At 69.5% G+C, this 1,235-nt stretch carries 1 protein-coding gene; it reads left to right on the top strand.

Annotated features, from left to right (window positions below):
- Positions 1-1,235 (top strand): condensation domain-containing protein (locus ACFT4A_RS42505; RefSeq protein WP_382842064.1); only part of this gene is annotated, 1,235 nt, incomplete at both ends.

The following is a 1,235-nucleotide window of genomic DNA, read 5'->3' as shown; positions in this document are numbered from 1 at the left end:
ACCGGCATGACATCTACCGCACGTCGATCGTGTGGGAGGGGTTGCGGGAGCCGGTTCAGGTGGTGTGGCGCCGGGCCGAACTGCCGGTGACCGAGATGGCCCTGGACCCGCAGAGCAGTGACCCGGTGGCGGACCTGCTGGCCGTCGGCACGGCCATGGATCTGGGCCGGGCGCCGCTGCTCAGCATGCACGCCGCAGCAATGCATCCGGATGCGGACCGCTGGCTGGGGCTGGTGCGTATCCACCACCTGGTGCAGGACCACACTGCGCTGGAGGTGCTGCTCGCGGAGGTACGGGCCTTCCTCCTGGACCGGGGCGACCAGTTGCCGGCGCCGCTGCCGTTCCGGGACTTCGTCGCACAGGCGCGCGGTGCCGTGCAGCGATCGGATCACGAGCGGTACTTCACCGAGCTGTTGGGGGACGTGGAAGAGCCCACCGTGCCGTTCGGGCTGGTCGACGTACGTGGCGACGGCGCTACGGCGATGAGGGCCCGCGTCCCCTTCGAGGCGGAACTGCACGGACGGTTGCGTCAGGTGGCGCAACGCGCCGGGGCCAGTGCGGCGACGGTTCTGCATGTGGCGTGGGCGCGGGTTCTGGCAATGGTCAGCGGGCGTGACGACGTGGTCTTCGGGACCGTGCTGTTCGGCCGTATGAACGCCGGTGCGGGATCCGACTGGACGCCGGGACCGTACATGAACACGCTGCCGGTGCGGACGAGGATCGACGAGGCCGGCGTCCTGGCGGCCGTGTCGGCCATGCGGGGCCAACTGGCCGACCTGCTGGAACACGAACACGCGCCCTTGGCCGTGGCCCAGCGGGCGAGTGCGGTGGCGGGAGACGCACCCCTGTTCAGCGCGCTGTTCAACTACCGGCACAACACCGTCTCCGACGCCGGTGAGGACAGGGACAGAGCGTTGGCCGGGATGCGGACCGTCTATTTCGACGAGCGCACCAACTATCCGTTGATGGTTTCGGTCGACGACAACGGTGACGCGATCTCCCTGGCCGTGGATGCGGTGGCTCCGGTCGACCCGCAGGCGGTGGGTGTGCTGGTGCGTACGGCGGTCGAGAACCTGGTCGCCGCGCTGGAGACGGCGCTGGACGGTGGTCCGGAGATGGCGCTGGGTGCGGTGGGTGTCTTGGACGAGTCGGGTCTGCGTCGGGTGTTGGTGGAGTGGAACGACACGGCGGTTGAGGTTGTGCCGGGGACGGTGCCGGGGTTGTTCGAGGCGCAG

This window comes from Streptomyces sp. NPDC057099 (assembly GCF_042671245.1).
Lineage (GTDB): Bacteria > Actinomycetota > Actinomycetes > Streptomycetales > Streptomycetaceae > Streptomyces > Streptomyces purpurascens.
The sequence above is the reverse complement of the archived record's forward strand: the minus strand, read 5'-3'. Positions and strand labels throughout refer to the sequence as shown.